Annotated in this window: 16 protein-coding genes and 1 pseudogene; 8 read left to right on the top strand and 9 right to left on the bottom strand. The window is 69.8% G+C overall.

The genetic code is table 11. The features are described from left to right. Nucleotides 1–6: 6 nt before the first annotated feature. The 4 genes from phoH2 to FLX07_RS14255 form a co-directional block, all read right to left on the bottom strand. Entirely contained in the window at nt 7–1,317 is a 1,311-nt protein-coding gene (gene phoH2 / locus FLX07_RS14275; RefSeq protein ID WP_142571253.1) for an RNA 5'-3' helicase PhoH2, read from the bottom strand. Nucleotides 1,318–1,563: 246 nt separating this feature from the next. Further along, a complete protein-coding gene (locus FLX07_RS14270) occupies nt 1,564–2,325 on the bottom strand; it encodes an isoprenyl transferase (RefSeq protein ID WP_142571252.1) in 762 nt (253 codons plus the stop codon). Nucleotides 2,326–2,593: 268 nt separating this feature from the next. Then, nucleotides 2,594–4,534 carry a phosphoenolpyruvate carboxykinase (GTP) gene (locus FLX07_RS14265; protein ID WP_373292556.1) on the bottom strand — a complete coding sequence of 647 codons (1,941 nt, stop codon included), beginning with the start codon at nt 4,532–4,534 and terminating at the stop codon, nt 2,594–2,596. Nucleotides 4,535–4,814: 280 nt separating this feature from the next. Then, on the bottom strand, nt 4,815–5,333 hold the full coding sequence (locus FLX07_RS14255) for a hypothetical protein (RefSeq protein ID WP_142571251.1): 519 nt from the start codon (nt 5,331–5,333) through the stop codon (nt 4,815–4,817). Between the two features lie 75 nt (nt 5,334–5,408). On the opposite strand from FLX07_RS14255, the gene FLX07_RS14250 reads away from it, so the two are divergent. Beyond that, nucleotides 5,409–6,920 (top strand): MFS transporter, encoded by a 1,512-nt coding sequence (locus FLX07_RS14250; RefSeq protein WP_142571250.1) that lies wholly within the window; start codon nt 5,409–5,411, stop codon nt 6,918–6,920. Beyond that, complete coding sequence (locus FLX07_RS14245; protein ID WP_142571249.1) at nt 6,898–7,530, top strand: acyl-CoA-like ligand-binding transcription factor; 633 nt, start codon at nt 6,898–6,900, stop codon at nt 7,528–7,530. Before FLX07_RS14250 ends, FLX07_RS14245 begins: the two co-directional genes overlap by 23 nt. On the opposite strand, the gene FLX07_RS14240 is transcribed toward FLX07_RS14245, so the two are convergent. Next, complete coding sequence (locus FLX07_RS14240) at nt 7,527–8,534, bottom strand: NADP-dependent oxidoreductase (protein WP_223853172.1); 1,008 nt, start codon at nt 8,532–8,534, stop codon at nt 7,527–7,529. The genes FLX07_RS14245 and FLX07_RS14240 overlap by 4 nt on opposite strands. A gap of 98 nt (nt 8,535–8,632) precedes the next feature. On the opposite strand from FLX07_RS14240, the gene FLX07_RS14235 reads away from it, so the two are divergent. Further along, on the top strand, nt 8,633–9,229 hold the full coding sequence (locus FLX07_RS14235; protein ID WP_142571248.1) for a TetR/AcrR family transcriptional regulator: 597 nt from the start codon (nt 8,633–8,635) through the stop codon (nt 9,227–9,229). Here the strand turns inward: FLX07_RS14235 and FLX07_RS14230 are convergent. The 3 genes from FLX07_RS14230 to FLX07_RS14220 all read right to left on the bottom strand — a co-directional run bounded on the left by FLX07_RS14230 (nt 9,198) and on the right by FLX07_RS14220 (nt 11,626). Beyond that, nucleotides 9,198–10,454, bottom strand: coding sequence for a C40 family peptidase (locus FLX07_RS14230; protein ID WP_229689754.1), 1,257 nt, complete (start codon nt 10,452–10,454; stop codon nt 9,198–9,200). The two genes, FLX07_RS14235 and FLX07_RS14230, sit on opposite strands and share 32 nt — an antisense overlap. Before the next feature lie 170 nt (nt 10,455–10,624). Next, entirely contained in the window at nt 10,625–11,125 is a 501-nt protein-coding gene (gene greA, locus FLX07_RS14225; protein ID WP_142571247.1) for a transcription elongation factor GreA, read from the bottom strand. A 75-nt stretch (nt 11,126–11,200) separates the two neighbouring features. Then, nucleotides 11,201–11,626 carry a DUF4307 domain-containing protein gene (locus FLX07_RS14220; protein WP_142571246.1) on the bottom strand — a complete coding sequence of 142 codons (426 nt, stop codon included), beginning with the start codon at nt 11,624–11,626 and terminating at the stop codon, nt 11,201–11,203. A 151-nt stretch (nt 11,627–11,777) separates the two neighbouring features. Here FLX07_RS14220 and mca point away from each other — a divergent pair, with 151 nt between their 5' ends. From mca to FLX07_RS14205, 3 genes are read left to right on the top strand one after another with little or no spacing between them, the layout of a single operon-like run. Further along, a complete protein-coding gene (gene mca / locus FLX07_RS14215; protein ID WP_142571245.1) occupies nt 11,778–12,659 on the top strand; it encodes a mycothiol conjugate amidase Mca in 882 nt (293 codons plus the stop codon). Nucleotides 12,660–12,668: 9 nt separating this feature from the next. Beyond that, nucleotides 12,669–12,836 carry an MscL family protein gene (locus tag FLX07_RS14210; RefSeq protein WP_142571244.1) on the top strand — a complete coding sequence of 56 codons (168 nt, stop codon included), beginning with the start codon at nt 12,669–12,671 and terminating at the stop codon, nt 12,834–12,836. Next, complete coding sequence (locus tag FLX07_RS14205) at nt 12,833–13,150, top strand: GNAT family N-acetyltransferase (RefSeq protein ID WP_142571243.1); 318 nt, start codon at nt 12,833–12,835, stop codon at nt 13,148–13,150. Before FLX07_RS14210 ends, FLX07_RS14205 begins: the two co-directional genes overlap by 4 nt. Nucleotides 13,151–13,250: 100 nt before the next feature. Here the strand turns inward: FLX07_RS14205 and FLX07_RS14200 are convergent, their stop codons facing one another. Further along, nucleotides 13,251–14,414, bottom strand: coding sequence for a hypothetical protein (locus FLX07_RS14200; protein WP_142571242.1), 1,164 nt, complete (start codon nt 14,412–14,414; stop codon nt 13,251–13,253). A 152-nt stretch (nt 14,415–14,566) separates the two neighbouring features. Between FLX07_RS14200 and FLX07_RS38850 the strand changes: the two are divergent. Further along, nucleotides 14,567–14,665 (top strand): annotated as a pseudogene (locus tag FLX07_RS38850) (DUF255 domain-containing protein); the annotation flags it as partial. Nucleotides 14,666–14,786: 121 nt separating this feature from the next. Continuing rightward, complete coding sequence (locus FLX07_RS14190; protein ID WP_208762216.1) at nt 14,787–15,035, top strand: hypothetical protein; 249 nt, start codon at nt 14,787–14,789, stop codon at nt 15,033–15,035. Nucleotides 15,036–15,082: the final 47 nt, after the last annotated feature.

The raw sequence follows: 15,082 nt of genomic DNA, 5'->3' as shown, positions 1-15,082 counted from the left end.
GATCGGTCAGAGCGTGATGTCCTCCAGCATCTCGGTCACCAGGGCGGCGATCGGCGACCGCTCGGACCTGGTCAGCGTGATGTGGGCGAACAGCGGGTGGCCCTTGAGCTTCTCCACCACGGCGACGACGCCGTCGTGCCGGCCCACCCGCAGGTTGTCGCGCTGGGCGATGTCGTGGGTGAGCACGACCCGCGAGTTGGCGCCGATGCGGGACAGCACGGTCAGCAGCACCCCGCGCTCCAGCGACTGCGCCTCGTCCACGATCACGAAGGCGTCGTGGAGGGAACGGCCGCGGATGTGGGTCAGCGGCAGGACCTCCAGCATCCCCCGGTCGATGACCTCCTCGATCACCTCGGGGGACGTCACCGCGCCCAGCGTGTCGTAGACCGCCTGGGCCCACGGGCCCATCTTGTCGTTCTCCGAGCCGGGCAGGTAGCCGAGCTCCTGGCCGCCCACGGCGTACAGCGGGCGGAAGACAATGATCTTGCGATGCTGGCGGCGCTCCAGCACCGCCTCCAGGCCCGCGCACAGCGCCAGCGCGGACTTGCCGGTGCCGGCCCGCCCGCCCATCGAGACGATGCCGACGTCGGGATCCATCAGCAGGTCGAGCGCGATCCGCTGCTCCGCCGACCGGCCGTGCAGCCCGAAGACCTCACGGTCGCCCCTCACCAGACGTACCGACTTGTCCGGCAGGACGCGGCCGAGCGCGGAGCCGCGGCTCGACAGCAGCCGCAGGCCGGTGTGGCACGGCAGGTCGCGCGCCTCGTCGATGTCGGCCGTGCCGGACTCGAAGAGGGCGTCCATCTCCTCCGTGGTGACCTGGAGCTCCGCCATGCCGGTCCAGCCGGACTCGACCACCATGCCGGCGCGGTACTCCTCCGCGCTGAGGCCGATGGACGCCGCCTTGACCCGCATCGGAAGGTCCTTCGACACCAGCACCACGTCCTTGCCCTCCGCCGCGAGGTTCTGCGCGACGGTGAGGATGCGGGTGTCGTTGTCGCCCAGGCGGAAGCCCGCCGGGAGGCAGGACGGATCACTATGGTTCAGCTCGACCCGGATGTTCCCGTCGCCGATCGGCATGGGCTCATCCAGCCGTCCGTACCGCACTCTGAGGTCATCGAGGAAGCGCAGAGCCTCCCGGGCGAAGTAGCCGAGCTCGGGGTGGTGGCGCTTGGCCTCCAGTTCCGTGATGACGACGATCGGGACGACGACCTCGTGCTCGGCGAAGCGGCTCATCGCCGCCGGGTCGGCGAGCAGGACGGACGTGTCCAGAACGTAGGTGCGGGATGTGGACGGGTTGCTCGAGGACACTGCCACGCGTTCTCCCCCGGGCGCCTGAGGTGGGCGCCCTGCCTTGACTGGTGGTGAACGGACCGGGCCCGTGACCTGCGAGAGCAGACCGGGGCTCCGGCCCTCCTCGCATGGTGGTCGCGCAAGGACGGGCCCTCTCCCGAGGTGGTGGCCGCCGATCCCCTCGACGGCCGCTCAGCTACCACGTTACGTAACGAATCTCCCCAGCCCAATAGGTTTACGCAGGCGGAAAGACGCTGTTCACGTACCGTCTCAGGAGCCGTACCGACGGTGTCGTGCGGCGTACGAGCGGAGCGCCCGCAGGAAGTCGACTCTGCGGAAGTCGGGCCAGTAGGCCTCGCAGAAGTAGAACTCGGAGTGGGCGCTCTGCCAGAGCAGGAATCCAGAGAGTCGCTGCTCTCCCGAGGTCCGGATGACGAGATCCGGATCGGGCAGGCCGCGCGTGTAGAGATGCTCCGCGATGTGCTCGACGTCGAGGACCTCGACGAGGTCCTCGATACTCGCGCCCTTGCTGGCGTGCTCCTGGAGGAGGGAGCGCACCGCATCAGCGATCTCACGCCTTCCTCCATACCCAACGGCAACGTTCACAATCAGGCCGGGACGATGCGATGTGGTTTCTTTTGCATGTTTGAGGACACGAGCCGTGTGATCGGGCAGAAGGTCGAGCGAGCCCATGGGGTTGATGTGCCATCCCTGGTCCACGAGATCCTGCACGAGGTTCTCGATCACCTGGAGCAGCGGTCCGAGCTCGGCCTTGTCCCTGGAGAGGTTGTCGGTGGAGAGCAGCCACAGCGTCACGTACTCGACCCCGGCCTCGCGGCACCACACCAGCAGCTCGGAGATCTTGTCGGCGCCCTTCTGGTGACCCCGGCTGACGTCCCGCAGGCCCATGGCCCGCGCCCATCTGCGGTTGCCGTCCACGATGATGCCGACGTGGCGGGGAATCTGGTCGGACGACAGCGTCCGTTCGAGCCTGCGCTCGTACAGCTTGTACACAAGATCGCGCATGCTCATGCCGCCTTCTCACCTGCCGGCGCACAGATCGGCACTTCGCGACAAGCGCTGTGTTTGTCGATTCGCTCACTGCGCTCGCTCATGCGACCCTCTTCCTCGCGCTGGTGGGGCTCGATCACCAATTATCGCGGGCGAACCGGCATGCCCTGCCCTCCTCGGGCTTTCCTGAGCACGGCCGGAGTAACCCGCTTCGCGCGGTCGGAGGGCCCACGGGCCCGCGGCCGGTGGGCCTGGACGGCGTGCCGGCCGGGGGTCGAAGCCGGCCGGCTCAGCCGAGCCGTTGGACGAGGGCGCGGTACTCGTCCCACAGCTCCTTCGGCATGTGGTCGCCGAAGGTCTCGAAGTGGGGCGGGATCAGCTCGGCCTCCTCGCGCCACACTTCGGGATCGACGCTGAGCAGGAGCTCCATGTCCTCGGGCGTGATGTCGAGGCCCTCGGTGTCGAGCGAGGCCGGCAGGTTGCCGATCGGCGTGGGCACGGCGTCCGCCACGCCGTTCAGCCGGTCGACGATCCACTTGAGCACCCGGCTGTTCTCGCCGAAGCCCGGCCACAGGAAGCGCCCGTTCGCGTCCTTGCGGAACCAGTTCACGTAGTAGATCCTGGGCAGCTTCTCCGGGTCGGTCATCGTCCCGACCTCGATCCAGTGCGCGAAGTAGTCGCCCATGTTGTAGCCGCAGAACGGCAGCATCGCGAACGGGTCGCGGCGCAGCTCGCCGACCTTGCCCTCGGCCGCCGCGGTCTTCTCCGAGGCCACGTTGGCGCCCAGGAAGACGCCGTGCCGCCAGCTCAGCGACTCGGTCACCAGCGGCACCGCGGTCGCCCTGCGGCCGCCGAACAGGATGGCCGAGATCGGCACTCCGGCCGGGTCCTGCCACTCGCCCGCGATCGTCGGGCACTGCTCGGCCGGAGTGGTGAACCGGGCGTTCGGGTGGGCGGCGGGCTCGCCGGACTTCGGTGTCCAGTCACGGCCCTTCCAGTCGGTGAGGTGCGCGGGCGGCTCGTCCGTGAGGCCCTCCCACCAGACGTCCCCGTCGTCGGTCAGCGCGACGTTCGTGAAGATGCTGTTGCCCCACAGCGTCTTGATGGCGTTGGCGTTCGTGGACTCGCCGGTCCCGGGCGCGACGCCGAAGAAGCCGGCCTCCGGGTTGATCGCGTACAGCCGGCCGTCCGGGCCGAAGCGCATCCAGGCGATGTCGTCGCCGATCGTCTCGACCTTCCAGCCCGGGATCGTGGGCTGGAGCATGGCGAGGTTCGTCTTGCCGCACGCCGACGGGAAGGCCGCCGCGACGTACCTCGCCTCGCCCTGCGGCGGAGTGAGCTTGAGAATCAGCATGTGCTCGGCCAGCCAGCCCTCGTCGCGGGCCATCGCGCTGGCGATCCGCAGCGCGTAGCACTTCTTGCCCAGCAGCGCGTTGCCGCCGTAGCCCGAGCCGTACGACCAGATCTCACGGGTCTCCGGGAAGTGGCTGATGTACTTGGTCCGGCTGCACGGCCACGGCACGTCGGCCTGGCCCGGCTCCAGGGGCGCGCCCACCGAGTGGACCGCCTTGACGAAGTCGCCGTCCTCGTGGTCGCGCTTGCTGCGGCCCTCGTTGGCTCGCGCCTCGCTCTCTCGGGCCTTTCGCGCCGCTCCGTCCTCGTGGTCGCGCTTGCTGCGGCCCTCGTTGGCTCGTGCCTCGCTCTCTCGGGCCTTTCGCGCCGCTCCGCGCTCCTCGATGAGGCGCAGCGCCGCCTCTCCCATCCTGGTCATGATCCGCATCGACACCACGACGTACGGCGAGTCGGTGATCTCGACGCCGAGCTGTGAGATGGTCCCGCCCAGGGGGCCCATGCAGAACGGCACGACGTACATCGTCCGGCCCCGCATGCAGCCCTCGAACAGGGTGGCGAACGTGCGGCGCATCTCGTCGGGCGCGATCCAGTTGTTGGTCGGCCCGGCGTCCTCCTCACGCTCCGAGCAGATGAACGTGCGGTCCTCCACGCGCGCGACGTCGCTGGGGTCCGAGGCCGCGTAGAAGCTGTTGGGGCGCTTGACCAGCCGCTTGAGGGTGCCCTGTTCGACCAGGAGGTTGGTCAGGCGCGTCCATTCGGCCTCGGAGCCGTCGCACCATTCGACCCGGTCCGGCTGGGTCAGCTCCGCGATCCGCCTCACCCAGTCCGCCAGATCGCCGTGGGTGGTGGGCGTCGGTACCTCTACTGAAATGGACACGGGGGCCGCTCCTTAATCTCTCAGGGCCAGAGCATCATCAGCGGAGAATGGCCGCCGAATCCAATTGGAGTAGACCACCGTGTTTCCACTCCTGCATATCGGCGCCATTCTTTACATCACGGCCCTGAAGAGCATCAGCGCAGGCAGCGGCCGTGATGTTGTGGGACCTTACCCACCCTGGCCCTGTTGAAAAAACGTGCTCCTTCCCCTTACCCGCCTGACCGGCCTTACACATTGGTATAGGCCAATTCGAATGGTCCAGACCTCTCGGCGAATTGGTTCAGTCCAATCCTCCGGGACCCTCCGCCCTGATCCGGTCCACGTGCTGGAGGGCGTCGCGCAGGTCAGCGAGCCACGTGTCGGTGTGTTTGCCGACGAGCCTGACGCACCAGGCCAGCGCGTCGCTTCGGCTGCGTGCGACACCGGCGGCGACCAGGGTGTCGAGGACCTGCCGTTCCGGCTGACGCAGCCGGGTCATGACGGGGACGGAAAGAGTGGTGAACATCACTGTCTCGTCACCGACGACGACGCCCCAGGAGACCTTGCGGCGGAAGCGGTGCTCGGCCTCTCCGGCGATGTCGATCCTGCGCTCGCGCGTCTCCTCACGGAACCGCTCGACGTACCCGTCCATCGCCGCGGCGCGCTCCGCGTCGGGGAGCCCTTCGGCCACCGACAACGGCGGGAGCGTGCCCAGCACGGTGATCTCCTCGCGGTCCACCACGATCTTGGGGGACCCGGCGAACCAGTTCTCCGGCAGCCGGCCGGTGAACCAGGCGCTCAACTGTTCTTCTGCAGACATGTAATCAAGATTACATCGCTACGGCCAACGGTCCTAGATTGACAGGAGCTACTTTTTGATAGTTACTTTCAAAATATGGCTACTTTCACTTCTCGGTGGTGGGCGCTCGGCGCCCTCGTGCTGAGCGCCCTGGTCATCGGCATGGACGCGACGGCGCTCAACGTGGCGCTGCCGACGCTCGCGGCCGATCTCCACGCCACTACCGGCGACCTGCAGTGGATCGTCGACGCGTACATGGTTCCGTTCGCCGCGCTGATGCTCCCGGCAGGTGCGATCGGAGACCGCTTCGGCCGCAGGCGCCTACTGCTGGCCGGCCTGGTGGCCTTCGGGATCGCGTCGGTGTTCGCGACGTTCGCGACGAGCACGGGCACCCTGGTCGCGGCCCGCGCGCTCATGGGCGCGGGCGGCGCGGTGATCATGCCGCTGTCGACATCGATCCTGCCGGTGATCTTCGGCGCGCGGGAGCGGGGCCGCGCGATCGCCGTCTTCACCGCCGCCATGGCCCTCGGCCTGCCCCTCGGTCCCATCGTGGGCGGCTACCTGCTCGACCACTTCTGGTGGGGATCGATATTCCTCGTCAACATCCCCGTGATCGTCGTGGCGGCGGTGGCGGCGACCGTGTTCATTCCCGAGTCGCGTGACCCGGCCGCGCCCCGTACCGACGTCCCCGGCGCGCTGCTGTCGGTGACGGGCCTGGCGGCGCTGGTGTACGGCGTCATCGAGGCGCCGGCCCGCGGATGGGGCGACGTTCGCGTCCTCGCCGGCCTGGCGGCCGGGGTGGTGCTGCTGGCGGTGCTCGTCCGCGTCGAGGCCCGCACCCGGCGGCCGATGCTGGACCTCGGCCTGTTCCGAAGCCGGGTCTTCGTGTGGGGCGCCGTCGGCGCGGCGTTCGTGAGCCTCGGCATGTCGGGCGTGTTGTTCGTCGTCCCCCAGCACCTGCAGGCCGTGCTCGGCCACGACGCATTCGGCACCGGCCTACGGATGATCCCCATGGTGGCCGGGCTCATGCTCGGCGGTCTCGCCGGAGAGCGGCTCACCGCCCGCCTCGGACTGCGCCTGGTGATGCCGGCGGGCCTGGTCGTGCTCGCCGCCGGTTTCGGCCTGGGCGCGATGACCTCGATGTCCTCCGGCTACGGGTTCGTCGCGGCGTGGCTGGCCGTCCTCGGCGCGGGCGTGGGCCTGGCCATGGTCCCCGCCATGGACGGCGTGCTCGCCACGCTGCCGGAGGAGCGTTCAGGCGCCGGCTCGGCGACCCTGCAAACCGTACGTCAGGTCGGCGGCGCGCTGGGCGTGGCCGCCCTCGGCAGCGTTCTGTCCGCGGCGTACGCCTCCGGACTGCCGGAGGGGAGCCCGGAGGCGGCGGGCGACTCGATCGCGGCGGCGGCGGTCCTGGCCGCGCGTACGGGAGACGCCGCGCTCCTGTACGCCGCCAGGGAGGCGTTCCTGAGTGGCATGGACCTGGTCCTGCTGGTGTGCGGTGCCGCGTCGGCGCTGGCCGCCGTCCTGGTGGCGGCCTTCCTACCGGGGAGTACGGCCGAGGGCGGAAAGACGGCAGAATCGGGGCATGAGCTCACCACAGCGCGCTGACCGGACCCCGCACTCCTCCGATCGCGTTGTCACGAGCCTGCGCGAGCGCAAGAAGGCCAAGACCCGCAGGACCATCCAGGAGGAGGCCCTGCGGCTGTTCGCCGAGCAGGGGTACGAGGCCACGACGGTCGAGCAGATCGCGGAGGCGGCGGAGGTCTCCCCCAGCACGTTCTTCCGCTACTTCCCCACGAAGGAGGACGTGGTCACCCAGGACGACTACGACCCGATCCTCATGGAGGCGATCAAGGCCCAGCCGCCGGACCTGCCCCCGCTGGCCGCGCTGCGCGCCGCGTTCCGCACCGCCTTCGAGTCGATCGGGGCCGAGGAGCTCGATCAGGCCCTGGCCCGGACCAGGCTGTCCGCCTCCGTGCCCGCACTGCGGGCCCGGACCGTGGAGGGACTGTTCGCCACGATCGACACGCTCGCGGGCGCGGTGGCCGAGCGGGCGGGCCGCGACCCCCGCAGCCCCGCCGTACGGACGCTCGCCGGCGCGGTCATGGGGGTCCTGCTCCCGGCGTTGTTCACGTGGGTGGAGCAGGACGGCAGGACGCCGCTGCCCGTGCTGCTCGACGAGGCCCTCGGCTACCTGGAGGCCGGGCTGCCGATCTAGCCCGTCTGGTCCGCCTTGGCTGCCCGGTCTACCTGGTCTGGCACGACCCGTAGAACGATCTTGCCCTGGATGTGCCCGCGCTCGGCCCGTTCATGGGCTCCGGCGGCCTCGGCGAGCGGGAAGACGGAGTCCAGCCCGACGCGCAGCCGGCCCTCTTCGAGCAGGCGTCCCAGCTCGGCCATCTGCTTTCCGTCCGAGTGGACCTGGCCGGACCGGAAGGTGATGCCCAGCTCGGCCGCGCGCTCCCGGTGGTACTCGCCGTAGAAGACCGGACTGATCACGCCGCCGGGCCGCAGCACCCGCAGGTACCGATGGGCGTCCTCCCCGCCCACGGCGTCGATGAGCACGTCCACGTCCCGCACCTCGTCCTCCGCACGGGTGGTCGTGTAGTCGACGAACTCGTCCACCCCCAGCTCCCGCAGGAACGTCTCGTGCCGTCCTGAGGCGACCCCGATGACGTACGCGCCCCGCGCCTTGGCGAGCTGCACCGCGAAGTGGCCGACCCCGCCGGCGGCGCCGTTGACCAGCACCCTGCGTCCCTCGTCGAGCTTGATGTGGTCGAAGACGAACTGGTAGGCGGTGAGCCCCGCCATCGGCACGGCGGCCGCCTCGACGTGGCTGAGCGAGGCGGGCTTGCGGGCCAGGTGGGACGCGGGTGAGGTGGTGTACTCGGCGTACCCCCTTCCCCCGTGCTCCTCGGCGGGAAAACGCACGAGCCCGAAGACCTCGTCGCCCTCCTGCCACTCGCCGACGCCGCGGCCGACGGCCACGACCACGCCGGAGATGTCCGATCCCGGCGTGTACGGCAGCGGAAACGTGGGCCGCATCTTCTCCGGAAGGTTCGAAAAACCCCTGCGGACGTACCAGTCGGGCGGGTTCATCCCGGCCGCGTGGACCTGGACGAGCACGTCCCCGGGACCGGGCTCGGGGCGGGGAACCTCCTCCACCGCCAGAACCCCCGGCTCCCCGGTCCTGTGCATGCGGACGGCCTTCATCGTGGGCATCGGTCCTCCTTGACGACTACCGGACGACTACGATTCGGAGCGATGCTCCAGATAATAAGCGGAGCGGTGCTCCACATGTCAAGTGCAAGGATCTACCCATGACGGGCCGACAGCAGCGCGCGGACGCGCAGCGCAACTACGAGCGCATCCTGGAGGTCGCCAGGACAGTGGTGGAAGAGCAGGGGACACAGGCGTCCCTGCGCGACATCTCGCGCCGCGCCGAGGTGGGCATGGGCACGCTCTACCGGCACTTTCCCACCAGAGACGACCTGCTGGAGGCCTTGCTCCGGCAGCGGTTCGACCGGCTGACGGCCCGGGCCGAGGAGCTGGAGGGCACGGACGACTCCCACGAGGCGCTACGGCAGTGGCTGCGGGAGTTCCTCAGCGGCGCGAGCACCTACCGCGGCCTGACCACCTCGATGATGACGACGATCGGCGACGAGGACTCCCCCCTGCACGCCTCGTGCTCCGCCATGCGAGAGGCCGCCGGACGGCTGGTCGAACGGGCCCAGGACGACGCCCACATCCGGCCCGACGTCGACGGGATGGACGTGTTCGCGCTCGTCAGCGCCGTCGGCTGGGTCGCCGAGCAGGGCCCGCTCGTCGCCGAGCGCCGAGAGCACCTGTTCTCACTCGTCATGGACGGGCTGGTCGCCGGCGCGGTCAGCGGACGCGCGCGGAGATCTGCGGACTGACCCGGACGACCCCGGCGAGGTTCTTGGTGTAGACGTTCGCGATCTTCACGACGTCGCCGGTGTGCGGGGCGTGCAGCATCTTCCCGTTGCCCCAGTAGATGGCGACGTGTGAGATGTAGCCGGGGTTGGTCGGGTCGTTGCGCCAGAACAGCAGGTCGCCCGGCTGCGCCTGCGACAGCGGCACCTGCGGCCCGGTGGCCCACTGCTGCGAGGTCACACGCGGCATGCGCACGCCCGCCTGCGCGTAGGCCCACTGCACGAGCCCGGAGCAGTCGAAGGTGTCGGGCCCCTCGGCGCCCCACACGTACGGCCGGCCCAGCTTGCCGACGGCCGCCGTGAGCGCGACCTTGAGCTGATCCGCCGACATGAACGCGGTCTGCGGCCACACCGTGCGTCCCTTGGGCGTCACCACCACCGGGTTGATCGTGGCGACCTGGCTGCCCTTGGGCAGGATCTTCAGCAGCCTGAGGCGGAGCTTACGGGAGTCGACCTTCGGCGCGCTCACGACCAGCGCGTTGCCGTCCGGGATGCCGAGCGCCGTCGCCGTGCCCTTGGAGACGATCGCCGCGATCGAGCCCATGCCCACCGTGGCGTACGCGCCGATGCGCAGGCGCCTGGCGCCGCTGTGGACCTGCGAGCCCAGCTGCACGCCGCCGTCATTGCCGAGTTCGAAGGAGACCGCCATGTCGCCCGCGGCGATGTTGCGCCACAGCTCGTCGGAGGATGCGGTCACCTTCGGCGTGTACGACCGGAAGGTGGACGGGTCGACGCCCATCGTCGGCACCCGCTTGCCGTCCACGGCCACGTCGGCCGCTCCGGTCACCTCGGCGGCGGTCACGCCGGTCACCTTGCGCACCTTCTCCACCACCTCGGGGAGAAGGGGCCGGTCGGCCACCACGAACAGGTGCGGGCGGATCAACCGCTCCAGCGGAGCCACCGGCTGCTGCGTCACCGTCTGGGCGGCCGGGGCCTGGCGCCCCGGCGCCGGGGCGGACAGCTCGCGGGCCTGCCGGGTCGCCGCCACGTAGCCGTTGCCCGCGCGCCGCTGCGACAGGGCCGTGGCCACGCCCGAGTTCTTGGACTGCGGCCCGGACTCGCCGAGCACGAGCACGTCGACAGTCAGCACGGTGACGAGCGCCACGGCGATCAGGGGAACCGTCCTGCGCAGACGCCCCGGGCGGGGCAGACGGGGGCGGTAGGCGAGATCCTGCCGTGCCTCGGACACGGCTCTCGCGAACTTCCGGCCTAAACGGGCGGACGGACGCGCTCGGTGGTCGAGCACGCTCTCACCCCTCCCGCGGCGAATAGTCCGGTCCACGACGAGACTGCCGCACGGCCGGGAATACCGCAAACCATTCCGGAATTCCCGGCCGGGACGAAAAGGGCGAGACCGAGCTAGTTGCCGATGTACGGAACGGCCTCAAGGATCTCGACGGTGTTCTGCCTGCCGTTGGGCAGCGTGTACGTCGCCTTCTCCCCGATCTTCTTGCCGTTGATCGCGGAGCCGAGGGGGGAGTTCGGCGAGTAGACGTCGATGGGCGCGCCGCTCTCCTCGCGGGAGGCCAGCAGGAAGGTGACCTCCTCGTCGTCGCCGGCGAAGCGGACCGTCACCGTCATGCCGGGACCCACGATGCCCTCGGCGCGGGGGGCCTCACCGACCCTGGCGCTGTCCAGGATCTGCCGGAGGTGGAAGATGCGGGCCTCCATCTTGCCCTGCTCGTCCTTGGCGGCGTGGTAGCCGCCGTTCTCCCTGAGGTCACCCTCTTCCCGGGCGGCCTCGATCTTCTTGGCGATGTCCGTGCGACCCGGGCCCGAAAGGTACTCGTACTCCTCCTTGAGGCGGTCGTACGCCTCTTGCGTCAGCCAGGTGACGTTGTCGTTCTGGGAGACGGCCACGGGCTCTCCTTGTTTCCGTAAGTGACTCGAAAGGCTGTCAAGTTAACGCCTTCGAACGCTTCCCCAAAGATTCCACTATACGAGATCGCAGTAGTCGACATGTACTGCTGTGGCCTGGGAACTCGTCCTCAGCCGTTCGGTGAACTCGAGGTCCGACCGGCCCTTGGGAATGTCGACCTCACGGCTGCCGACCTCCAGGTGCTGGGTGTCGAGTGCCTGGATCCGGCACATCGCCGCCCGGTCGGCGGGCTTGTGGACCGTGAAGGTGATGGCGGCGGAGTCCGCCGCGCTCGCGTCGAAGGTGATCACGTCGGCGCTCACCGAGGGGTTCCCGTTCGCGCGGAGCATGACATAGCCCCAGCCGCCCGCTATCACCGCCACGATCAGCGCGATGACGATGTATCCCGCCAGCCTGGCGGGCCGCGCCGGGCGGGGCGCGAAGTCGTCCGGCGTGCCGAGCACCGGGCGTGTCCCCTGGCCGCCGGCGTCATCGGTGGGCATCGCGGAATCTCCCTGAGGATTGTCGGTGTTGTGCGAGACGATCGTCCGCACAAGTCGACCGTGTCGGCGACGCGGACCATACCGGGTCCGAAACGCACGGTCCCTTAGAAGCTAACCTCTTTCCGTAGCCATAGAACACCTGAGGAGAGACGTGAGTGCACCGTTGAGGCTGATGGCCGTGCACGCGCACCCAGACGACGAGTCGAGCAAGGGCGCCGCCACGATGGCCCGCTACGTCGCGGAGGGCGCGGAGGTGCTCGTCGTCACATGTACGGGTGGTGAACGCGGCTCGATCCTCAACCCAAAGATGGACCGGCCGGACATTCTGGAGAACATGGGCGAGGTGCGCCGCCTGGAGATGGAGAAGGCGCGCCAGATCCTCGGCGTCCAGCAGCGTTTCCTCGGCTTCGTCGACTCCGGCCTGCCGGAGGACGAGAACGAGCCGCTGCCCGAGGGGTGCTTCGCACTGCAGTCGCTCGATGCGGCGTCGGCGCCGCTCGTCGCCGCCGTCCGGGAGTTCCGCCCGCATGTGATCCTCACCTACGACGACAACGGCGGCTATCCGCATCCGGACCACATCATGACCAACCGGGTGTCGGTGGAGGCCTTCGAGGCGGCGGGCGACCCCGACCGCTACCCCGGCACGGGTGAGCCGTGGCAGCCGCTGAAGCTCTACTACCACATGGGCTTCACCCGGGAGCGCTTCGAGGCGCTGCACCACGTCATGACCGAGCGTGGCATGGGCTCGCCGTACGCCGACTGGATCGCGCGGTGGGAGGACCGGCCGCAGAAGTGGGAGGTCACCACGAGGGTCCCGTGCGCGGAGTACTTCGAGATCCGCGATCTCGCGCTACTCGCGCACGCCACCCAGGTCGACCCGGACGGGTTCTGGTTCGTCTGCCCGCGTCAGCTGCAGGAGGAGATCTGGCCGACCGAGGACTACCACCTCGCGCGGTCGCTCGTCGACGTCACGCTGCCGGAGGACGACCTGTTCGCGGGGATCGCCGCCGGGGTCACCCCTGCCTGCTCGTAAGCTGAAAGCGTGGATGCAACCAGCTACGGGCCGGGTCTTCTGAGCTTCATCATCGTCGCCGCGATCGGTCTGGCCCTGTTCTTCCTGCTGAAGAACATGAACAAGCAGATGAGAAAGATCCAGGTGCCGCACGACCATCACGAGGACGAGCGGCACGGGAACGGGCCCGAGGCGTGAGCGCGGACGCCCGGGTCGTCGACAACCCCGCCGCCTCGCGTTACGAGATCCTCGTCGACGGCGTGGTCGCCGGGTTCGCGCAGTACCGGTTGCGGGACGGCTCGATGATCCTCCCGCACACCGAGGTGCGCGACGAGTTCGAGGGCCGCGGCCTGGGCGGCAGGCTGGTGGGCGGGGCTCTCGACGGAGCGCGGGCGGCCGGCCTGCGGGTCGTGCCGTTGTGCTCGTTCGTGGCCTACTACATCCGGCGGCATCCGGAATACCGCGATCTGGTGGACGACGACTACCGCGACCTGGTCGACACGCCCGGCTGATCCTCAGCCGGGCGGTCTGGCCTTCCGGCGGGGAGCTCAGCCGGGAGCTCGATCGGGCGGTCGGAAGCTCAGTCGGGAGCGCAGGCGGGCAGCCGGGAGCTCAGTCGGGTAGCGCGGTGCCCGAGGACCAGGCGCGCTCCAGTGCCTTGGGCAGGCCCCACCAGCCCAGCGGGGTCAGCACCTCGGCCCGGTCGACGATGCCGAGGTGCGCCCACAGCGGCGTCACGGCCGTGAACAGCATCTCCGTCGCCTCCAGGTCCTCCGGCTCGTCGGGGTCGGTGTCGACGTCCTCGGAGTCGGCGATGAACCGGGCGATCCGCTCGGGCGACGCGAGCACGCCCGGGCCGTACCGGACCAGGGTGATCACCGACGCGAGCCAGTCGGCGTGGTGGATGGCGCACAACGAGGCCAGTATCGAGTCCTCGTGGCTGAGCTCGCCCTCCATGTCGAAGAACCGGGCGGCGTCCTCCTCGTCGGGAAGGTCGGAGATCGGCGCGGCGATCCCGGCGGCGACGGTGAGCCACAGGTCCTCGTCCCGTTCGGGCAGCCCGCCGTCCTCCAGCCCGGCGCAGGCGCGCAGCACGTTGCCCGGATAGCCGGGCCGGGTCAACGTCACGCGCAGCCGCCGGGCGGCCGCGCGGAGAGCGTCCGCCGGAAAGGGCGGCTCCGGCAGGTCGTCGAGCACCCGCCGCAACTCGCTCAGCGCGTACGCCTCCTCCTCGTCCCAGGCGGCGTACAGCTCCTGGTCCTGCTCGTCGTTGACCACGACGTTGGGCACCCTGCCGTCCGGCAGCGCGGTGCCGAGCCAGCGCTCCTGGAGCTCCTCGTAGGCGTGCCGGGCGTCGGAGTCCCCGGCGGCCAGCGCGTCCGCGTCGATCTCCCCGGCCGCCAGCCGCTCCTCCAGGAACTCGACCAGCCGCTCGTACATCTCGGTGGCCACCGGGCCGCGCTCGCTCTCCTCAGGCCACAGGAAGTAGCTGCGGGTGAGCATGATCGGCTCGGTCCCGCTGGACTCCAGCCAGCGCTGCACGTCGCCGACCGTCGCCACGCCGGATTCGATGTTCATCAGCACGGCTTTCGCCGACTCCCAGAACCTGGGCGACAGCGGGTTGCCCGCCGCGAGCAGTTGCCGCCGCAGGTCGGGTAGGGCGACCAGGGCCTGTCCGGACGGCACGGCCAGCAGCACCCGCGCGACGTCGCGCCGCGTCATGACGGCCGCGGGGCGTCCCGAGTGCCTGATAGCGAAGTCCAGATCCAAGCCCACGTCCTGTGAGCCTACGCCGGGACGGGCCGGAACACATCCCCGCGGTTCCCCACGAGTTTCCCCGGACTTGGCGGCTCGCCCCGGGCCGGGGCGGGTCCGCGGGCGGAAGGTGCGGCGGTAGTTGTCCGGAGACACGCCGACCGTGCGTCCCGGTGGACTGGTTCCTGTGGGGCGAGGAGGCGTGCGCGAAGGCGCGCGGGCGCGACGTCCCCCTGCTGATCAGCGTGGGCTGTTCGGCGTGCCACTGGTGCCAATGATTGACGCGAGTGACCTCGGAGCCCGTCCGCTGCGCCGTACCCTGGTCGGGAGCGACGAAAGGCGGTGTCGACGAGCGCTCAGCCCGTCCACAAGCATTCGGCCGAACGGCCGCGTGTGCCCCGGACCATCGGTGCGATTTCGAACGCGCTGCGGGGCGCCCGTCGGGCGCAGTTCTTCGCGGAGTTGTTGGAAGCTCAGCAGGGGCCGGAACTCGACGGCGTACTGACGGCCTGGTGGGGGCGGGCGATGCTTGACACCGATCCCCATCGTGACCGCGTCCATGCCGCCGCCGAGGCGGGCACGCTGCCCACCACCACGATGGACGCCATCGCCCGCCGCAGGCAGGAGCGCACCACCTCGTGAGTGGTGACAAGGGGTTCGGCATCGCCGAGTACCGCATCAGCCGGAAG

It is taken from the genome of Microbispora bryophytorum (assembly GCF_006874465.1).
Taxonomy (GTDB): domain Bacteria; phylum Actinomycetota; class Actinomycetes; order Streptosporangiales; family Streptosporangiaceae; genus Microbispora; species Microbispora bryophytorum.
This window is presented reverse-complemented; position numbering and strand designations above follow the sequence as displayed.